The 20,746-nt window shown below is 36.5% G+C and carries 16 protein-coding genes, 1 pseudogene and 1 other annotated feature; of the genes and pseudogenes, 10 read left to right on the top strand and 7 right to left on the bottom strand.

Features of this window, described 5'->3' with window-relative positions; translation table 11 throughout:
• Positions 1–399 precede the first annotated feature (399 nt).
• On the bottom strand, positions 400–648 hold the full coding sequence (locus MY533_RS21005; protein ID WP_248717465.1) for a hypothetical protein: 249 nt from the start codon (positions 646–648) through the stop codon (positions 400–402).
• A gap of 1,224 nt (positions 649–1,872) precedes the next feature.
• Between MY533_RS21005 and MY533_RS21000 the strand changes: the two are divergent.
• Positions 1,873–2,698 (top strand): annotated as a pseudogene (locus MY533_RS21000) (aldo/keto reductase).
• 303 nt (positions 2,699–3,001) lie between these two features.
• Here MY533_RS21000 and MY533_RS20995 read toward each other — a convergent pair.
• Complete coding sequence (locus tag MY533_RS20995) at positions 3,002–5,356, bottom strand: M13-type metalloendopeptidase (RefSeq protein ID WP_248717464.1); 2,355 nt, start codon at positions 5,354–5,356, stop codon at positions 3,002–3,004.
• Positions 5,357–5,928: 572 nt separating this feature from the next.
• Between MY533_RS20995 and MY533_RS20990 the strand changes: the two genes are divergently transcribed.
• Together MY533_RS20990 and MY533_RS20985 are read left to right on the top strand one after the other, a co-directional pair.
• On the top strand, positions 5,929–7,392 hold the full coding sequence (locus tag MY533_RS20990; protein ID WP_371873371.1) for an MDR family MFS transporter: 1,464 nt from the start codon (positions 5,929–5,931) through the stop codon (positions 7,390–7,392).
• A gap of 93 nt (positions 7,393–7,485) precedes the next feature.
• Positions 7,486–7,727 (top strand) — a binding site (T-box leader).
• Positions 7,728–7,985: 258 nt separating this feature from the next.
• The gene (locus MY533_RS20985) at positions 7,986–8,297 is read left to right on the top strand and encodes a tyrosine--tRNA ligase (RefSeq protein WP_248717462.1); all 312 of its coding nucleotides are present in this window, start codon (positions 7,986–7,988) and stop codon (positions 8,295–8,297) included.
• Between the two features lie 93 nt (positions 8,298–8,390).
• On the opposite strand, the gene MY533_RS20980 is transcribed toward MY533_RS20985, so the two are convergent.
• From MY533_RS20980 to MY533_RS20965, 4 genes are all read right to left on the bottom strand, one after another.
• The gene (locus MY533_RS20980; RefSeq protein WP_248717461.1) at positions 8,391–9,332 is read right to left on the bottom strand and encodes an ABC transporter substrate-binding protein; all 942 of its coding nucleotides are present in this window, start codon (positions 9,330–9,332) and stop codon (positions 8,391–8,393) included.
• 140 nt (positions 9,333–9,472) lie between these two features.
• A complete protein-coding gene (locus tag MY533_RS20975; protein ID WP_248717460.1) occupies positions 9,473–10,285 on the bottom strand; it encodes an ABC transporter ATP-binding protein in 813 nt (270 codons plus the stop codon).
• Between the two features lie 15 nt (positions 10,286–10,300).
• Complete coding sequence (locus MY533_RS20970; protein WP_248717459.1) at positions 10,301–11,317, bottom strand: FecCD family ABC transporter permease; 1,017 nt, start codon at positions 11,315–11,317, stop codon at positions 10,301–10,303.
• A complete protein-coding gene (locus tag MY533_RS20965) occupies positions 11,314–12,369 on the bottom strand; it encodes a FecCD family ABC transporter permease (RefSeq protein WP_248717458.1) in 1,056 nt (351 codons plus the stop codon). Before MY533_RS20965 ends, MY533_RS20970 begins: the two co-directional genes overlap by 4 nt.
• 652 nt (positions 12,370–13,021) lie before the next feature.
• Here MY533_RS20965 and MY533_RS20960 point away from each other — a divergent pair.
• Positions 13,022–14,794 carry an oleate hydratase gene (locus tag MY533_RS20960; RefSeq protein ID WP_132361183.1) on the top strand — a complete coding sequence of 591 codons (1,773 nt, stop codon included), beginning with the start codon at positions 13,022–13,024 and terminating at the stop codon, positions 14,792–14,794.
• A 46-nt stretch (positions 14,795–14,840) separates the two neighbouring features.
• Here the strand turns inward: MY533_RS20960 and MY533_RS20955 are convergent, their stop codons facing one another.
• On the bottom strand, positions 14,841–16,505 hold the full coding sequence (locus tag MY533_RS20955) for a methyl-accepting chemotaxis protein (RefSeq protein WP_248717457.1): 1,665 nt from the start codon (positions 16,503–16,505) through the stop codon (positions 14,841–14,843).
• A 354-nt stretch (positions 16,506–16,859) separates the two neighbouring features.
• Between MY533_RS20955 and MY533_RS20950 the strand changes: the two genes are divergently transcribed.
• The 6 genes from MY533_RS20950 (at position 16,860) to MY533_RS20925 (ending at position 20,690) form a co-directional block, all read left to right on the top strand.
• Positions 16,860–17,378, top strand: a complete 519-nt coding sequence (locus MY533_RS20950) for an RNA polymerase sigma factor (protein ID WP_248717456.1) — start codon at positions 16,860–16,862, stop codon at positions 17,376–17,378.
• A complete protein-coding gene (locus tag MY533_RS20945) occupies positions 17,375–18,391 on the top strand; it encodes a DUF4179 domain-containing protein (protein ID WP_248717455.1) in 1,017 nt (338 codons plus the stop codon). The genes MY533_RS20950 and MY533_RS20945 overlap by 4 nt, the downstream gene beginning before the upstream one ends.
• Before the next feature lie 349 nt (positions 18,392–18,740).
• Positions 18,741–19,205 carry a helix-turn-helix domain-containing protein gene (locus tag MY533_RS20940; protein WP_248717454.1) on the top strand — a complete coding sequence of 155 codons (465 nt, stop codon included), beginning with the start codon at positions 18,741–18,743 and terminating at the stop codon, positions 19,203–19,205.
• Positions 19,206–19,283: 78 nt separating this feature from the next.
• Positions 19,284–19,484, top strand: coding sequence for a winged helix-turn-helix transcriptional regulator (locus MY533_RS20935; protein ID WP_248717453.1), 201 nt, complete (start codon positions 19,284–19,286; stop codon positions 19,482–19,484).
• A 148-nt stretch (positions 19,485–19,632) separates the two neighbouring features.
• Complete coding sequence (locus MY533_RS20930; protein ID WP_132361195.1) at positions 19,633–20,136, top strand: GNAT family N-acetyltransferase; 504 nt, start codon at positions 19,633–19,635, stop codon at positions 20,134–20,136.
• 248 nt (positions 20,137–20,384) lie between these two features.
• Complete coding sequence (locus tag MY533_RS20925) at positions 20,385–20,690, top strand: monooxygenase (protein WP_248717452.1); 306 nt, start codon at positions 20,385–20,387, stop codon at positions 20,688–20,690.
• The last annotated feature ends 56 nt before the right edge of the window (positions 20,691–20,746 follow it).

Raw genomic sequence — 20,746 nt, 5'->3', positions numbered from 1 at the left:
AGTTAGAAGTTTCTGAGTTATATGCAGATTAGTTGACGTAAGCCCTTCACTAGAACCATCTTCACGAATGCCAACTGTGATATAAACGGCTTCTTTAGACACCGTTTTACGACGCACTTGTACAACGCGTCTAAATAAATGCAGACATAGATCATTTATTTAGACGTTTATTAAAGGCTTCTCCCTGTTCAGTGACCGCTTTTGTTCATGTAAGAGATTGCTTGTTCGTGTAAAGATGGTCATTTTTTTTATTTAAACCAGCTAATTCTGACATCTTAATTCCTTTTGGAAGAGCTAAATGACCGTTGATTCTAATGTGTCGTTCATTGGATAGATGAAAACGCTAAAAAAAGAGAGTTTAATTTTTGTTTTGCGATAATGTCTTCATAGGCTGATATGTTAATCAATCTGTATAATTGTTAATGAAGCGCCAAGCGTACCGTTACTAGCGGTCGTAGTATTTGCGTTATCATCATTGAACATCTGAAGAACGTTAACACCAGGTCCAGTATTCCGAATGTATGCACCGGAGAGTTGTACATCTACTCCAACAGCACCTCCGTTGCCAACATAACTCCCAAAAAGAGGAACCCCGTTTAGGCGAAGCGCGAATCCGACACCGCCAGTTGGCGTCTCAACCCCTTCCAAATAGCTATTGATCCAATAGACTGTTCGGACTTAGATGGATATCTGGTGTTCCAGGTGTATGTGTAATACCGATTCCATTGCTATTTATAGTTGAATCAAACATATAAGACGGCCCCGGTGTAACTACAACTTGCTGAATGAAGTTTCCTACCTTGATGTTGTTAGCTGTAAACGTACGCCTGTAGCTCCAGTCTCACCAGATAGCCCTGTAGCCCCAGTTGCACCGGTTTGACCTACGTCAGAAGAAGCAGACAAGATGCTTTCCAGTTTAGATTAAAGGAGCAGTTTTTTCTTATTTAATCCTTGCATGGTAGTTTGAACACCTGAATTAACCTCCAGCAATTCATTGAGGGTCGCCGGAACCGATAGTCCTGGCAATGTACCGACTGCGTATTGGATTTTTTCCGCCTATGGCATTAATAATGTATCCTAGCCCTAACTCTTTATAGAAACTAATAAGAGGTTCAATGCGTTATCTCTAGTAATAGTAATGCTAGGGGTTATATTAGGATTCGCTTGCGACTTTGTCTTCATCCTTTCTCGATTTTCAAAGTCTTGGATTCGATCTAATAGAGAGGTCTTCCTCCTTTTAGTCGTATAATGCAAGATATGATTTTTTTACATTAACGGTATGAGCTTTCAACCCGCAAAGAGGCTATTTTTATAAATACAAACCGAAGTATTGAATCACACTAGAGTTTTTGAAGCAAAGAGCCCGGAATCACCAATGTCTCCCGGGCTTAGACTCGTGCTTCCTATAGTCCATACTGCATATGCTTTTTACCCGAACCGAACATGAATCAAAATGTCGGATACTTAGGCTATTTTTACAGAATAAAAGTGATGCGCAGATGAGGTGTTTTTTTATGGATACTTGAAGTTTATCTTCTGGAAAGTTTTACTTAAACTAACGGTGCAGGATAATTTAATAAGGATTAAATTTAGGAGGTGATTAAATGAGTTTAATCAAGAACTGCCCCCTATCCGTCATTCAAATTCCTATCTAAAATCAACTTATTGATATTATTCATATGTCGAATTTTTTATCAAATTTTTGGGATTCAAAACTCCAATACACCGAAATAGGAGAGGGGAAATATGGTCAGAGTTAGGCGAGTGTTCGACAGGCATTAAAAATGACTGGGCGGAACAGGTATGATAAATTGGTACCTATTAATCTACTAATAGGTACCAATTTATCAGCGATAGTCGGGAGGAGATCAGATGGCAACACATATCACAGATAGCTCGGTATTGAACAACGGAGTCGAAATGCCGTGGCTGGGCCTCGGAGTTTGGAAGGCAAGGGAAGGCAACGAAACACTGGCAGTTCGCTCTGCTATTGAAGCTGGTTACCGCAGTGTTGACACGGCAACCATCTACGGAAACGAAGAGGGCGTAGCCGAAGGAATCCGTCAATCGGGAATTGATCGTGATCAACTGTTCATCACGACCAAGTTGTGGAATGCAGATCAAGGCTATGAGACAACACTCAAGGCTTTTAAACACCAGTATGAAAAAGCTGGGGCTCGATACACTAGACCTGTACCTTGTCCATTGGCCGGTAAAAGGCAAGTTTGTTGATACGTGGAAGGCAATGGAGAAGCTATATCGCGAAGGATTTGTACGAGCGATCGGAGTAAGCAACTTTCAAATTCATCATCTAGAAGAATTGCGTCAGAACAGCGAGATTACACCAGTGGTTAATCAGGTGGAATTTCACCCGTTGTTGACGCAAAAAGAGCTACATTCCTATTGCAAGGAGCGTTATATCCAGCTCGAAGCTTGGAGCCCATTGATGCAAGGCAATCTGGATCACCCGCTTTTGATAGAACTGGGACAAAAATATGGCAAGTCCCCAGCTCAAATCATTATTCGCTGGGATTTGGAAAACCAGGTAGTGACGATTCCAAAATCTGTTACAACTGAGCGTATTCGCCAAAATGCAGATGTATTTGACTTCTCGCTTAGTGCAGAGGATATAGAAAAAATCAGCGCATTGAATCAAAATAAACGATTTGGACCAGATCCGGACAATTTTTCTTTCTAAGAAAAGCAGATGAAAGAAGAAGGGGAGACTGCTGCAAAAGGCACGTTTTTTCCGTAAACCTCGGATTGACAAGAAAATAAATAAAAGCCCGTTTATAGCCATTTCACAGGCTAAAACGGGCTTTTTGGTGGTAGTCTAACGAACAGACTGCGATTGAACATCACTTATAATTATACTATCCCTAGGGCTAAAAAAAGCAAAAACCAAGAATGCTGTAAAATTAGCATTCTTGGGCTTTTTATTTCGGTGTAAAAAGACTTTCTAGACAGCCTCTGATGTAAGAGCTCCTTATTGCTCGTATTGTTACCAGATGGAAACTCGATCCTCAGGAGCAATATACATGCCATCTCCAAGCTTAATTCCATAGGTATCATAGAATTGCTGGAAGTTCACAATCGTGCGGTTTACCCGAATTTTATTGGCTGAATGTACATCGTTTTTGCTAAGAAACGCTGCAAATTCCTTTGTAGTTGTGGATTTCCATATTTCCGCATTGCTTTCGAAATAGGCTTTATAATCCGGATTACTCATTTTGGATACAACTTGCAGCGAAGCCGCCATTCCACCTAAATCAGCGACATTCTCACTTAGAGTAAGCTGACCATCATTCAACACACCCGGAATAATCTCAATGTCATTATAGAACTTAATCAGTTCCTGGTTTTTCTCTTCGAATTTCTTAAAGTCTTCTTCTGTCCACCAGTTATTTGCATTTCCATTTTCGTCGTAGGCAGATCCATTGTTATCAAATGCATGGCTGATTTCATGGCCAATGACCATGCCAATGGCACCGTAATTTTCTTCAGGTTTAGCGTTAATATCATAGAAAGGTGCTTGGAGAATACCGGCAGGGAACGTAATTTCGTTATTAAAAGGGTTGTAGAAAGCATTTACGGTATAAACGTTTGCTAACCATTCCGTTCTATCCACCGGTTTTCCTAGCTTGGCTTTCGTGTTATCAATGTATGCTTTGGTTACTGTGAAGGTATTTGAGAACAGCGAACCGCCTTCATCATATGTCTTGATAGCTACTTTATCTAATGTCGTATCCCACTTATCTGGGTAACCGATCTTAACAATCATCGTATGCAGCTTTTTAATGGCTTTAGCTTTAGTTGTTTCTGACATCCAATCAAGAGATTGGATTCTTTCCTCATACGTAGCGATTAACTTCTCTACCATTTGTTCAACATCTTTTTTAGCTTCTGGTGAAAAATGTTTCTCGGCAAACATTTGCTCCAAATATCCGCTCATTGTGCCAGTTGTCATGGCAACTGCGATTTCCTGATCTGTTTTTTCTCCTGTAATGCCGTATAACGTTGCGGAAAACTCATTTGCAGCGTCTTTGAATTCATCTGACAATAGACGGCCTGTTGCGGAAAGCAGTTGTACTTTAGAGTAAGCTTTAAGTGTGTCAAGATTATCTTCAGTCAAGAGTTCCGCGCCTTTTTGTGCCAACTTCACATCGAATACGATTACTTTATCAGCACTGTCGACTTTCATCGATTTCAAGACTTGTTTCATATCTACTGTTTTGAACATGTCATCGAATAGTTCGATTGTATACGGATTATAGTATTTATTGACGTCGCCTTGTTCATGAGGTTCAAGCGATACGGAAGCTAAGCTTTTCTCCATTCCGTAAATTTTCTCAGCGTGGCCTTTCGCTGCAGACTCTTCCTCACCCGATGACACGAGAAGCTTGGTCATATATTGAATGTAGGCTTTTTTCGCTATCTCGTCTTCCGTTACAAAGCTGTTTTTATCCAGACCAGTAGCTAATCCGGTATAATATAAAGCATTTTCACTGCTGTTCTTTGCATCGTTCATGATTGTAAAGCTGAATAATGAGCTTAGACCCAATTCTTTTTCCATAGCAAGATCTGCTTGAACGAGCTCATCAAGCGTTTTAGCCCCGTTAATTGCCTTTACATATTTTTGGATGGGCTCAATCCCTTGTTTATTTCTATTTTTTTTATCCAACGCTGTCGAATAAAAGTCGGCAATTTTCTGTTCTTTTGTTCCTTTATCGAATTGTTTACCAACGAGTTCATTTATTATTTCTTCTATTTTATCGGTATTTTGCTTTTGTAGCTCAGCAAATCCGCCACCCATGATTTCTCCTGTTGGAATTGTCGATTTATTTAACCATTCCTTATTGATTGCTTCATAAAAATCGTCATTTAAATGGGAGCCTTTAAGCGTCCACACTCTGGCAATAATTTTTTTGAACTCATTGATCGTAATATTGTCATTTGCGCCTAATGTGCCGTCAGGTTTGCCTGTCAGTACGCCTGCCTTTGCAAGTTTATCGATATCTTTTTTAGCCCAATCTGGTACATCAGTGAACTTGACATCAAATGTTCCGCTGCGCAGATCATTTCCGACCGGCTCTGGCAATTCGCCGAATGCCCGGCTCAACATGACTAAAGCTTCAACCTTCTTAGCTGGCTCATTTTCTCTTAAATCATCGTTTTTAGAGCCTTGCATAATGTATTCTTTACTAATTTCTGGTTGATAAGCGTCTGCTGCTATCAACAAGGTTTTAACGATTTCTCCTCTTGTCGCTGGTGGCAACGTTTCGTCGGCAAAAGCTGATACGCTAATTGATAGGACCATTATTATGGCCATGAGTAAGGATAAAACCTTCTTTTTCATCTTCGTGCCCCTTTACAGTAGATTTGTATAAAAAAAGATAAATGGGTTTAATTTAGAATTTCTTCCATTTAAATACCATTATAGTTTATTTATTTCAGTTTGAAAATATGTAAAAAGCTTTTTCATTTTCAAGAGAGCATAATCTAGTCTAGCGCTTTTAAGCTAGAGCGGTGGTGCCACGTGGAAAGTCACTTTTTAGTTTAAAAAAACTCCTTATGATAGTATCACCTTTGCTAAAGTTAATATGAGGAAATGTGGCGAGTATTTAAGGGTTGGAAGGGAAGCACGAAGTCGATTCCGGGCGCAATTGGAGGCATAATTGATGTCAAAGCAATAGAAATCACTTCTTTCGTTTTAATGTATATATATGTTAAAATTAATGTTTATCCTGTGAAAAATTGTACTTGAACTAACGGCTGGTTAGTGCAATAAAGGAACTTTAGTGAGTATCTATATTGTTTATAGATAATCCAAAAATATACTTAGTTATATATTGAATAAACTTCTTTCGCCTAGAAAACAATTGTAGGCCCAAAGCCGATTCCGGACGCAATGATGAATCGAGGCGTAATCTGTTTAGAAGTAAAGGGGAAAATATGAGAAAAAAAGTTATTTTATCATTAATGTTAATGACATTTCTTTCAGCTGTAGAAGGAACAATTATTAGTACAGCAATTCCCCGTATTACAAGTGATTTGTCAGGTGTCGAACTTGTTAGTTGGGTATATGCAATTTATATGCTTGCCACAGCTGTTTCGACGCCAATATACGGGAAGCTGGCTGATTTATTCGGTCGTAAAAAAGTTTTACTTATCGGAGCTACAATATTCTTAGTCGGCTCTGCACTTTGTGGTGTTGTTACATCGATGGAGCAGCTTATTGTCTTTCGTGCTCTTCAAGGTATAGGTGCTGGCGCCATTATGCCAATAACAATGACAATCATGGGTGACTTGTATAGCGAAGTGAAAGATCGTGCAAAAGCACAGGGCTGGATTAGTGCTGTGTGGGGCGTCTCTGGTGTAATAGGACCATTAGTTGGTGGATTTTTAGTCGATTCTCTTTCTTGGCGCTACATCTTCTTCTTAAACGTTCCATTTGGAATTATCGCTTGCTTAATGATTGTTATTTATTATAAAGAATCTATTAAGCCTGCTAAGCACCATATCGACTATCTTGGTGCAACAGTATTTTCTTTAAGTACAATCGCGCTATTATACGCGTTATTAACAGGTAGCAGTAAGCAAAATTGGGGGGACATTACAATTATTGGTCTCTTAATCTTTGCAGCTGTTGCATTCGTTATTTTCTTATTTATTGAGAGAAAATCTCCGGAACCATTAATTCCGCTAGCACTTTTCTCTAATCGTACATTATCTATTATAAACATTTTAACGCTTATTTCTGGTGCAATGATTATTAGTATTACAATGTATCTTCCGATTTGGAGCCAAGGTGTATTAGGAAAAAATGCGACAGAGGCCGGACTCGTTTTAATGCCACTTCCCGTTATGTGGACATTTGGCACTATTTTTTCTGGTAAATTAATTGATTACTTAAAAACGAAACAAATCATTTTACTTGGAGCTAGCATTCTTTCAGTTGCTGCCTTTTCACTATTTACATTGTCAACAAACTCTCCAACATTCCTTATTTATGTTGCAGTTGGATTATTCGGCTTAGGAATGGGGCTTATTATACCAATTTACATGGTAACAATTCAATCAGCTGTTCCAACTCATACACGAGGAACGGCAATTGGCTTAAATACATTTATCAATACGTTTAGTCAAACATTAGGTGCTGCAGTTTTCGGGGCAATTTTCAACACGATGATTCACGCACAAGGTATTAAAAACCTTAATCTTATATCTTCTGGTGGACATGGTGGAACTACAGCAACCATAGTCACCGAATCACAAGAAGCGTTAGCTTCAAGTGTACATTTCATATATATGAGTACTTTTATATTAGCACTAGTAACTTTAGCAATTGTTTGGTTCTTATTAAAGCCATCAACACAAACTAGTGAGCAATAAAAAATAATTTATTGACAATTCAAATAAAGAGACTATAATAATTATCAAGATTTGCATAACGAAAAATTGTTGTGAACAATTTGGAGTATAAGAGTAAAAGTGTTGAAGAGAACTAGTAGTTTTAATGGAACTGACAGAAAGTAGCCGGTTGATGAGAGGCGCGAGGAAAGTTAAAATGAATTCATCTTGGAGCTGCGTACCGAACTTTAGTAGGCTACGACGGGTTTGCATCCGTAATCAATGCAAAGGTATCGCATTTAGCTGTACCTATTGAGAAGAGTTATGTGAGTAGCTCTTAAATTAAGGTGGTAACACGTTCATAACACGTCCTTTAGGTTTTTTCCTAAAGGACGTTTTTTTATCTTCATTCAGCAGAAGCGGGTAGTAAGATGAATGTGATGTGATTCCTTTTATCGAGGAACTCAGTCTAAGAACGTCACGTTCTATGGCATGTGTAGCGAAAGCGAAGCGTCAGCTACACATGTTTTCTGTAGCGAAAGCAAGGCGTCAGCTACAATTACGCCAAGGCGGAATGGATTTTTTACTCTTATAGAACTTGCAATATTAATTCAATATTAAAGGAGTTGTATTGTATGTTTTTAACACTGGAAGAACAATTAGAGACGATTCAAAAGGGTGTAGGTATCGTTAATGAAGGAGAGGTTTTACCTGGTAACATCCCCACAATGTTAATTGAAATAGGGAAGGAGTCTGTACTAGATATTATTCCATCATTAATTGCTGAAGAGTATATTCAAAGTAAAAGTGAGTTTATGCGATTAATGAAACAAAATAGTGTTTCTTTGAATGGAGAAAAACTTACAGAGGAAGACACTGACATCATATTAATGAATGATGAGATAATACAATTTGGGGAGAAACAATCTATACGATTAATAAAATAAGGGAACTAAGTTGAATTATTCGCCAATCGATAATTAAACAACTATATTAAAAAAATCACCTCCGAGATATTACGAAGGTGATTCTCCTGTTTATTATTTCCCTAGAACAAATTCAGCAATTTCATCTAAAATCATTTCTTTACCAAGAGGGAAGTAACCTTTATTGACAGCATCGTTTTTAATAATAAATACGTGGTTGTTCTTAACAGCATTCATGTTTTTCCAAATTGTCTCTTCTTGGAATTCTTTTAAGCGCTGAGAACCGTCGCCTGTTGTAAATACGAATAGGTAATCCGGGTTGTAGTCAATTAAAGCTTCTTTTTGTACTTGTACTAATGCTTTATCCAATGGTGTACCTGAAACTGCTGGTAATTTTAAATCTTTAAAGAGTACGCTACCGTAGCCATAGTCACCATATATACGGAATGCATTTGGATATGCAGCCATTTTCATGAATTTTGCATCACCAGTTTTTGCAACGATTTTATCGTGTAACTTGCTAGCTTTTTCGTCATACTGTTTGAACCATTCGTCTGTTTCTTTTTCTTTATCGAAGATTTTACCTAACTCCTCGAACTTTGGACGCCATTGATCTAAAGGAGTTTTTAACATTACAGTCGGTGCAATTTTAGATAATTGATCATAGATTTTTTCTTGACGATCATTTATAAGAATTAAATCTGGTTTCGCAGCAGCTACCGCTTCGATGTTAATGTTGTCACCCCAAGCAGAGCCGACTGGTTTTACATCTTTTAATTGATCCGCGATATGTGGATCAATTTCTTCCTGAGACGTATTTGCAGTAATGATTGGTTTCATTCCAAAGATTAATAATTCTTCTGTTGAACCACTAAGGTCAGCAATTTTCTTTGGATTAGCAGGGATTTTAATGTTCCCCTTAGCATGTTCTACTGTACGCTCTTCTGTTTTAGCGTCTGTTTTTTCTTCTTCTTTTTTATCAGAAGAGCAAGCTGCAAATAGTATAGATGTAACAACTAATACCATTGTTAGTAACGTTAGTTTAAATTTCTTCATATTTTTGTTCCTCCCGGATAAATTGTTTGCGACCCATTTCATTCTAATGGGTGTTCAACTTCTAAGACTAAAATGAGAAGCTCAACGCCCATTAGAATGCTCCTTCTCCTCTATTTAAGAAAGGAAGAGTGCTCCTTCCTTTATGCTTTTATTTGCTCTAGATTATTAATCGTTGTTAAATCGTAAGTTAAACAAATTGGCTTCCTGTTTACAGGGCATGAAACGATTAGTGCTTCAATTTCAAATACATTTCGAAGTGTCTTACTTGTCATCACTTCATCTGGAGTTCCCTGGTGAATCAGTTTACCAGCCTTTAAAGCAATCATATGATCAGAAAAACGAGAAGCATGGTTTAAATCATGAATGACCATAACGATTGTGCGGCCTTCTTCCTGATTTAATTTTTTTAAAAGCTTTAAAATTTCTAACTGGTGAGCCATATCTAAGTAAGTTGTCGGCTCATCTAATACAAGTAAGTCCGTTCCTTGCGCAAGTGCCATTGCAATCCATACTCGTTGACGTTGGCCACCTGATAAAGCTTCTGCTGAACGGTTTGCAAACTCTGTCATCCCTGTCACTTCAAGTGCCCAATGGATGTAGCGATAATCTTCTTCTTGCAGTGTCCCAAATCCATTTTGGTGTGGAAAGCGACCATATGAAACAAGCTCAAACACAGTAAGACCCATTGGAACTTCTGCTGTCTGGGGTAAAATCGCCATTTTCTTTGCAATTTCTTTTGTTGACTGTTTGTCAATTGCTTTTCCATCAAGATAAACAGTCCCTTGTTTTGACTTTAAAATACGAGAAGCTGTTTTTAACAATGTAGATTTCCCACATCCATTAGGTCCAATAATCGTTGTTATCTTTCCTTCGGGAATCGCCACTGATAATCCATCTATTATTAATCCTTCATTGTAGCCAACGGATATCGAATCAACTGCTAAAGTTACCATCAAAAAAGACTCCTTTTACTTTGTCCTCATAAGTAAATAAATAAAATAGGGTGCACCAATAATAGAAATAACAAGACCGACTGGTATTTCTGAAGTTGTTAGTACACTTCTTGAAATTAAATCTGCAAATAGTAATAAAAAAGTACCAATTAATGCTGCTGTAGGTAACATAATTTGATGTTTTCCTCCAACAAGGCGCCTTGCGAGGTGAGGTGCCATTAATCCAATAAATCCAATGCCACCAGCAACAGCTACCGATGCGCCAGCCAAACAAACGGCGATAAATAATAGTTTACGTCTTTCCTTCTCTACATTTACACCAAGGCCAACCGCTGCTGCATCTCCTAAATTCATTACATTCAATATATGTGCCTTGCAAAATGCAATTGGTAGAAATATGAGCATCCATGGAAGTGCACTTAATACAAACTTCCAATCTGTTCCCCATAAACTTCCTGCTAACCAAATGGTTGCAAAACGAAAATCATTTGAAGTCATTTTCATGGAGAAGATTAAACTAACAGCACTAAATCCTGCTGCGACTGCAATACCTACAAGAATTAAACGAGTGGATGAAACACCGTTCTTCCAAGCAAGTGTATAAATAATAACCGCTGCTAATAAAGCACCAACTAACGCAAATAACGGAAGAATGAATACTGATAGTAGCGTACCGGTTTCAACTTTACCGAAGAAAAAATAGACGAAAACAACAACTGTTAATCCAGCACCAGCATTTATACCAATAATTCCAGGGTCAGCAAGTGGATTTCTAGATAAGCCTTGCATGATAGCCCCTGAAATCGCTAGCGCTGAGCCAACTAAAATCGCGATAACCATTCGAGGCATACGAAACTCGAATAAAATGATAGATTGATCTTCGGCCCCTAACCCAATTAACGATTTGAATACATCAATTGGTGGTATTTTAAACGTCCCTGTATTTAAGCTAATTAAGAATACCGACACAATTAGGCAAGCTAAAATGGCTAAAACTGAAATATTCTTTTTGGTTAAGATACTTTGTCTCATATTTTCCCTCTCCCTTCATTACGAGCTAAGTAAAGGAAGAATGGAACACCAATTAAAGCTGTAATTGCACCAATTGGCGTTTCAAATGGAGGATTGATAACACGAGATAACATATCTGCACATTCTATTAACAAACCACCTAATACTGCTGAACATGGAATGACCCATCTATAATCAGATCCAACAAGAAAACGCGTCATATGTGGAATAACAAGTCCAACAAATCCAACAGAACCTGCCATAGATACTGCTGATCCCGTTAAAACAAGCACAAGTACAGTTCCAATAAATTTAATTAAGGTTGTATTTTGTCCAAGTCCAATCGCAATTTCTTCGCCGAAACTTAAAATGGTGATGTATCTCGACATTATAATTGCTATAACAAGACAAACAAGTCCTATCGGTAGCAACATATCAATACTTACCCATTTCACACCTGAAACGCCTCCTGCATTCCACATGCTGACCTCCTGGGCAAGATTAAAATAAAGTGCAATACTAGAAGATATAGCCCCAAGCAGTGCACTAATCGCTGCACCAGCTAATGCTAACTTCACAGGTGTGAGTCCTCCGGGTGAGGATGCACCCACACCATAAACAATACTTGCGCCAAATGCGGCACCAATGAAAGAAGCAAGAACAAACATTATGTATGGAGAATTAGGGAAAAATGCATACGTAATTGCAATGCCAAATACCGCACCATCTGTAATCCCCATTAAAGAAGGTGAGGCAAGAGGGTTTCGTGTCATACCTTGCATAATTGCTCCGGATACTGCTAGAAACGTACCAGCGACTACGCCTCCAATTGCTCTTGGAATACGAAGCTCCCAAATGACATTATGGTGTGTAAGCGAATCATCATATTGAAAAACAGCTTGCCAAACAGTTTTTAAGCTAATATCTGCAGCCCCAAATGAAATGGACATGCCCATACTTAAAGCTAATAAAATCGTACCTACTATTAAAATAATAGAAGCAATAAGCGGTCTGCTCTTAATCTTTTTCAAATTCGTCTCTTGTTGTTCTATGCTCCTCGCGCTTGCTTCCATCCGTTACCATCCTAACTAACAACATATATTCGTGAAATGAGATTCATTCTCAATTATCAACAAAAAAATAATGATTGCTCTTAATTGATAATGATTCTCATAATCACTTGTCCTATTCTACATAGCACCCTAAAAGATTGTCAAACATTATTTTTGAAAATATATTATTTTTGTTTATTTTTTCATATTTGAATTTGCTATAAGGGCTTCCATTAAGCGAATCTCAGGGGGGGCGTGTAGATAGTTAAATTATTTAAATAATAATAAATTCGAATAGAAAAAGTGACCGTTGAATTATCAACTTTTTATTTTCTTACTATAATAATTATGCGAAGCTGCCTTTAAAGGTTTGTATACTTTTTTAACTTTATAGTTAATCAGATAGAAGGAAATCATCCAATAAACCTAGTGTTTTATAGGTTATTGCTATTAGAGTAATCAAATTTTCAAGTATTGCAAAATCCCTTTGATATAAAGATATTGATGAATAATTTATAAAAATGCAATGAATTGTTATGTCAAATAATAGGGTATAGTATATTTAGAGTTTAGCTTTAAAATTGAATTATTTGTTAATTTCTCTCTCATTTTACCATTACCGTGCAAAATAATGGTATGCTATATCACGATAATAGTTTATGGAGGCGGTATTATGTATTACAGTAATGGTAATTATGAGGCTTTTGCACGTCCTAAAAAACCAGAGGGTGTTGATGAGAAATCAGCGTATCTTGTTGGTTCGGGGCTAGCTTCACTTTCAGCCGCATGTTTTTTAATTCGTGATGGTCAAATGAAGGGAGAGAATATTCATATTCTCGAAGAACTAGATATCTCAGGTGGTAGCCTTGATGGTATTTTAAATCCGACAAGAGGCTTTATTATTCGCGGTGGTCGAGAAATGGAAGATCATTTTGAATGCCTATGGGATCTATTCCGTTCAATCCCATCATTAGAAATAGAAAACGCTTCTGTTTTAGATGAATTTTATTGGTTAAATAAAGAGGATCCTAACTATTCAAAATGTAGATTGATTGAAAATAGAGGACAAAGACTTGAGGATGATGGCAAGTTTACATTATCTGATAAAGCATCTGAAGAAATGATTAAATTATTCTTTACGCCTGAAGAAAAATTAGAGGATGTAAAAATTACAGATGTTTTCTCTGAAGAGTTCTTTGAATCGAATTTCTGGCTATACTGGTCTACGATGTTTGCTTTTGAAAAATGGCATTCTGCAATGGAAATGCGTCGTTATATTATGCGTTTCATTCATCATGTCGGGGGTCTACCAGATTTATCTGCTTTGAAATTTACTAAATATAATCAGTACGAATCTTTAGTACTTCCTATGATTAAATATTTGGAAGGTCATAATGTTGATTTCCAATTCAATACAGTTGTAGAGAATGTTTTAGTTGATAAAGTTGGCGATAAAAAAGTAGCCCATACTTTAGTGTTAAAACAAAATGGTGTGAAAAAGAATATTGAGCTAACAGAAAATGAATTAGTGTTTGTAACAAACGGTAGTATCACGGAAAGTACGACTTATGGTGACAATAATACACCAGCCCCTATAAGTACTGATTTAGGCGGAAGTTGGTCACTTTGGAAAAACATCGCTTCTCAAGATTCTGATTTTGGTAAACCGGAAAAATTCTGCGAAAACCTTCCAGAAGAAAGCTGGTTTGTTTCAGCAACACTAACTACTTTGGATGATCGAGTTGCTCCGTATATTGAAAAAATTAGTAAAAGAGATCCGTATGCAGGTAAAGTAGTGACGGGCGGTATTGTAACGGCTACTGACTCTAATTGGATGTTAAGCTATACGTTGAACCGACAACCGCATTTTAAAGATCAACCAAAAGACCAATTAGTAGTTTGGATTTATGGTTTACTATCTAATAAACCAGGTGATTTTATTAAAAAGAGTATCACGGAATGTTCAGGAATTGAGATCGCACAAGAATGGTTATACCATATGGGTGTGCCTGTAGACGAAATACCGGATATAGCACAAAATTCTTGTAATACAATTCCATGTTACATGCCTTATATAACATCTTACTTCATGCCTAGAGCAATGGGAGATCGTCCATTAGTTGTCCCTAATGGATCTGCTAACTTAGCCTTCATTGGAAACTTTAGTGAAACAGAAAGAGACACTGTATTTACAACTGAGTATTCAGTGAGAACGGCGATGGAAGCAGTTTATCAATTATTAGATATTGACCGAGGCGTTCCAGAAGTATTTGCATCTACTTTTGACATTCGTACTTTATTATCTTCAACTGCTCGTTTACTTGATGGTAAAAAATTAACAGATGTTGATGCTCCATTTATGTTAAAACAAATAGGTAAGTTTGGTATTCATAAAACGAAAGACACAATCATCTATGATTTACTGAAAGAAAGTAAATTGATATAAAGATATGTGCTAAAAAAGCTGATTCAATGGAATCAGCTTTTTTATATTAAATAGTGAATTTTTTCATTTCGTCTCTTAAAGCATCAGCAATGGCATTTAGGTCTTTAGCTTTTTCAGAGACAGTCTCAATGCTTTTAAGTTGTTCATTTGCGGAAGCGGAAACTTGTTCTGTTCCAGCAGAGGTTTCTACTGCAGAAGCAGATATGTTTTGTATGGCACTAATGATTTGCTCCTTGCGTTCATCCATCTCATGAGATAAATGTTTCACCTCTTGTGCCACTTCACTCGTTTGATCTAGAGCTACCTTTATTGTGTGGAAAATTTCGCTAGTATCCTTTGTAGCTTTTGCATTTTGTTCGACAATACTAAGGCTTGTACTAATTTCCTGCACAGCACTTTTAGAAATATCCTGAATGGCAGAGATTTTATTTTTAATATCCTCAGTAGCATTAGATGTCTGTTCCGATAATTTTCGAATTTCATCAGCGACAACCGCGAAACCTTTACCGGCTTCACCGACACGAGCTGATTCAATGGATGCATTTAGAGCTAATAAATTAGTTTGAGTTGCGATATCTGTAATTGTATTGACGATACTTGATATATCAGATGAAGTTTTATCTACTTCTTGAACGATATTACTTACCTGTTGTGAAGATTCGCGATTTTTCTCTGACCAAACAGAGAGTTGGTTGACAGTTCCTACACCTTGATTACTTAAATGACCTATATCTTCTGTCATAGAAGCGATCTTCTCTGTATGCTCAATAACACGATCAATATTTCCAGATAGTTGATTTAATTGTTCTGCACTTTGTTCTGTATCATGTGCCTGCTCTTCTGTAGCTTTTGCCATTTCATTAATGGCTGAGCTAATCTCGTCAGTCGTACGTACCGTATCTTCTGCGATTTGAATAAGAATGTTAGAGGAATCTGATAACTCGGAACTAGTGTTATGTATGTTGACGGTAACATTCTTTAATGCAGAGCGCATGCTAGAGATGCCTTTTGCCATAAGACCAATTTCATCTTGATGATTTAATAGCTTATCTAACTCAGGATTTTCAGTAAAATCTAAGCTTGCAGTTTGATGAATAACCTTTTCGAGATTCTTAATGGCAGCAACAATGCGACCAATAATCCACCACATTAAAGCACCTATAATGATAAAACTCACGATGCCTGTAACAATCTGATAGCCTAGTACAGAGTTTGTAATAGATTGAATGCCGCTTTCAGGCACCCCAATGTCAATTACGCCATAAAGTTCACCATCTTTATAGATAGGCTCCATGATGTCGTATGTCCAAATATCTTGAACTTCAGCATACCATCTCGTAAATTGCTTTTTTCCGTGTTTAGCACCATCGATTGTGTATGCATCCTCATATGTTTTTCCTAATTTCCCTTTATCACTATGTGCCACAGCTTTTACATTGGTATCAATGACAATAGCATAAGTCACATTCTCTTGTTGTGCTTTTGACTCCACAAAATCTTGTAAAGATGGGATGGGGTCGTTCTCAGAATTTAATATAGTTTCAGCTTGCTTGGCGATTTCAAAGACCTGTTCATTAGCTTTTTCAATTAAAACTTCTTTACTATTTTTGCCAACAATCCATACACCTAATACGGAATTAACTACGGATGACAATAACAGCAAACTTAATGTAAAAAACAATAATCGTCGCTTAATACTTTTGTTTTTCAAATAGTTTCCCCCTTTGAGTTTTGTCGGAACTTTATACCTAAAAAAACTCAAATTTTAAGTATAGTATTATGTAATGGAGCAGGAATGTCAATAATATATTGCGAGACTTGTTACTTAGTTTGTGACAAAACAGGGGCTAATAGTCCTTAAATTTTTCGACAACTTTATAAAAGCTTGAGCAGATCGGAAATACCTATTTCCGGAGAGTAAACAGTGTTAATTGTTTTAATTTAATAGCAGGCGGCAACCGACCTTTATTTCGTCGGTTTTTTAGTGTAATAAATAATAAATCGATGCAACTAACTATCAATCATAATGCTCTAACGGTATGTAAAGAGAAAAAGAGGTGATTATATGCAATCCGAGATTCTTGTAAAAAAAGCAAAGAAGGGAGATGGAGAAGCGTTTATACAATTAATCCGTCAATACGAAATGACGCTTTACCGGACAGCAAAACGACTTGGTTTGAAAGATGAGGACATTGCAGATCTTTTACAGGACACAATACTGACTGCGTTTGAAAAAATAGATTCTCTAAAAGAAGCAAAATATTTTCATACATGGCTTTGTCGCATTCTTTTAAATAACTGCTATCGCTTTATGAAGCAGGGTCAGCGTACTGTAACACTAAATGTGACGACATTGCATGAACTACGACACCAAGATCAAATTTCACTTGAACTTGATGAGGCATTAGAAAGTCTAGATGAAAGCTATCGCATTGCTTTAACGCTTTATTATGTGAATGGACTCACGACAAAGGAAATTAGCGAATTTCTTCAAGAATCAGAAGGGACGATTAAGTCGAGGATTTCTAGAGCAAAGCAATATTTGAAAAATAATTATTATGTTGAGGGGGTTCAATTACTATGAAAAAATCATTAGACGACCGTTTACATGAGGAAATGAATAGAGAACAAGAAATACCGGATATTGTCCAAAAAGCTTTTGATCGTTCATATACAGAGATTCGCTCTCAATCCAAGAAAAAGACAAAAAAACGTTGGTTGAAGCCTATTTCAGCTGCGGCTGCATGTGCAGTGCTCGCTTCGGGTATGATTTTGTCTAATGATACAGCAATGGCCAAACTAAAAGCGTTTCTAGGGTTCGAGGACGCTGGGATTGAACTTGCTAGTCAAAACGGGGAGGTACAATATGTTGGTATATCACAAAGTTCACAAAATGTTACGGTTACACTTAAAAATACATTTGCTGATGCCTATCGAGTAGGGTTGGGAATGGAAATTTTACCGAAAAATATTGATATAAAAGATATTTACGACGTATTCATCGAATATCGTATGTATGATTCGGCTGGGAAAGAAATTGACTCCCTCGTGTCAGACACAAAGCCTCTCGCGCCAACAGTCATTGCTGCGAGCCCATATATGAATACGCTAAAAGAGAACGATCAATCTATAATAGTAGAACTTTTATTAGAATCCAAAAAGATGGCATGGCCTTCCTTAGATAACGCTCAATTAGTAATTGAAACAATTCATTTCTATACAGAGAAGAAAGGGATTGTCTCTATTGATGGGGAATGGCCATTTACATTGACACCAACAAAGGTTGTAACGCAATCATTTGTAGCGGAAAAACCTGTTGAGGGCATTCAATTACAATCAGCAACCCTTACGAATGGCTCTATGCATGTATCTTTAATGGTCGACGCAGATCTTTCCAAGGATGAAAATCAATTTTTTGAATGGGCATTAATAAATGAAAAAGGAAAGTCCTTTTATGCAAGGGGCGTTACTACAGAATTGAAAGATGGGAAAACCGTTGTTAATTTAGTATACCCATATAGTATTTGGAATAAGGAAAAACAACTAAGCTTACATATAAAGGGCTATGAAAAATTAAAATTAATAAGTAAAGAATAAGCGTATAGATGCAAAGCATATTCTAATGGCTGAGTTGCTAGAGTTAATACAGGAATATGTTGATGGTGAGTATATTTATATACCGTGAAGATCAGAACATAAAAAGCACTCGGATCCGGTACTAAAATTAATCTATAGCTTGTTGCATACGGAGTTTTCGAAAAAGAATATATAAGTTTTAGGTAATTTCAAATGGATTTCCAATAAAAAGTGCGACAAAAATCTGTTTAATGAGTTTTGTCGCACTTTTATATATAGTTCTACTTTTCTCTATTTCCGAAAATTCCTGTAAATAGAATTCCTAATATGTGATAATAACCGTAAATTAAGGTAATGGGAGAGGAATAAAATGGAGAAAAACATTTTATGTTTAAAACTAAAAAGATTTCGAGAAGAAAAAGGAATCACCCAACAAGAACTAGCTGAGATTTTGGAAGTAAGTGATAAGTCTATATCCAAATGGGAACTTGGGAATGGTTATCCAAGTAAGAGAAATATGCTGAAAATATCGGAGATTCTTGATATCAGCGTGGAAACATTATTAATAGAGGAAAAGAACGACGATAAAGAAAAAGTAAAATTAAGTATTAAATATAGCTTAATTAGTTATATCATTATTTTTACTGTAACCTTAATAATTAGAGGTTTGGCAAGTGCAGAACAGTATCAAAACATTTTATCTAAGGATATTATTGAGATTTTCAAATTGCTTGCAAGTGAATTTGTGCAAAATATAGGAATTGCTTTACTACCCGCAATTATCATTGGTTTTGTTTTTTATTTTTATATTTTTCCTAAACAATCAAGAGAGTAGATATCGGTCTACTTTCTTTTTTATAAAGAGGCTATATAACTGATAATATAGAGTTATGACGCATGAGAAGGTGAGAAAATGCTCGGGAAATTTTTGAAAAGTAAAAAGAAAAATAAGGAATGGCGAGGGGGAAATTCAAATGGACGGCCAAAAGTGGCCATAAACGAATTGGAGTTGCTGCAGTTAAAGGATGCTGGAAAAAGTAATCGAGAAATTGCACAAATATTTCGCGTTTCAGAAGCTACTATTCGGAGACGATTAAAAGATTTAGGTGGTTGATTCTTCTTTTTATTTGAATTGTTATACATTTCTTCATTCCAATAGATTAAAAACAAACTCTTATGTATGATAGCGTAAAGAGTTTGTTTTTTGCTTTTTTCTTACAAATTTGGATTTGGAGCATAAAGGACGAGGGGGATGAATTAGCTTGGAAATTTCAATTATTTGCTTACAAGAACGCGATGCAGAAGAATTGTTTGAGTTTGAAAAGAATAATAGACTATTTTTTGAACAAATGGTACCTGGTCGTGGAGAAGACTATTATAATTTTGAGACATTTAAAATAAGACATAGGGAGCTTTTAACAGAACAACAAGAAAATAAATCGAAATTTTACTTAATAAGAGATAACTCAGGCAGTATTGTTGGAAGAATTAATTTAGTAGATATGGATACAACGAATGAGATAGCAGAAGTCGGTTATAGAGTGGGACAAGAATATGGGGGCAAAGGAATAGCGGCTAGAGCCTTAAAACTACTATTAGAAACAGAAATCCGTGTCAAAAAGATTAAAGCAAAAACAACAACAAATAATATTGCATCTCAAAGGGTTCTTGAAAAGAATGGTTTTAAACAACTGTCTATAAGTGATAATAAGTTCGAAATGAATGGCAAAAAGCTGCAATTTATCGATTATATATTGGAACGCTAAATCCTTCAGAGGGGTAGTTAAAAAGATAGTGTTTAAACGAATCATGATACTTTTTTCAATTTGATACTTTTGTGGATCATTACGACAAGTTATATTAGGCGAAGAGTCGGCAACAATGTTTTCTGTAGCGAAAGCGAAGTGGCAGCTAAAAGCGCCCAGTCGGAACGGAAATCAACACCACACATCATGATGAAGAACCATAAAAATTACTAATTGTTATAGAAAAAATAAAAGTGGGGGTTTTATACATGAAATATTTATTACAAGTTGATTTTACAATGGACGGGCCATTCGGTGAAGAAATGTCCGAGGCATTTACTGATTTAGCAAAAAGTATTAACGAAGTGTCGGGTATGATTTGGAAAGTTTGGACTGAGAATGCTGCGGCTAAAGAAGCTGGTGGGATATATTTATTTGCAACCAAAAAAGCTGCAGAGAAATATTTAACTATGCATTCAGAACGATTAATAAGTTTCGGCATTACCGATATTCGTGGGAAGATCTTCGAGGTGAATGAAGTATTATCAACAATTAATAATGCGCCAATTAAATAGTTAGCTAAAGCTAATTGGCAGTATGATCAACTAAATAATTAAAAACAGCGAACATG

Origin of the sequence: Lysinibacillus sp. Ag94, from assembly GCF_023242215.1 — a bacterium.
Taxonomy (GTDB): Bacteria; Bacillota; Bacilli; order Bacillales_A; family Planococcaceae; genus Lysinibacillus.
This window is presented reverse-complemented; position numbering and strand designations above follow the sequence as displayed.